Here is a 364-nt window from a genome sequence, read left to right as displayed (position 1 = left end):
CGGGCAGTTGGTCGCGGCCACTGGTCAGCACCGACTTGAGCTGTTTGAGTCGCACCAGACCTTCCCGGTTGGCCAACTGGCAACAGGCTTCAACCCGTGATGGCGGATACTCCCGGCTAAGACTCAGCAGCCCCAGGCAGAGTCGGTATGCCTGCTCGGCATGGGCTTTCTCTTCCAACCGTTCGCTAACCCAGCACAAGGTGCTCGGTCCGATGTCAGCAGCCCACTGTTTAAGACGCCCTGGGGTCCAGCGTTGCTGCTTGCTGTGACGTTCCGGCATGTGCTCAGGGAGCGTGCTCATCCCCGGGATGGTTTTACGTGGATGGCTCGCGACCAGCTGTTGCTGGTGATAGACCTGAAGCAG

The 364-nt window shown here is 60.7% G+C and carries 1 pseudogene; it reads right to left on the bottom strand.

Annotation, left to right across the window (positions count from 1 at the left end):
- Positions 1–364 (bottom strand): annotated as a pseudogene (locus tag MUW49_RS19620) (IS21 family transposase); the annotation flags it as partial.

The organism is Aeromonas sp. LsrichE-8G, from assembly GCF_022869435.1.
GTDB lineage: Bacteria > Pseudomonadota > Gammaproteobacteria > Enterobacterales > Aeromonadaceae > Aeromonas > Aeromonas caviae.
The sequence above is the reverse complement of the archived record's forward strand: the minus strand, read 5'-3'. Positions and strand labels throughout refer to the sequence as shown.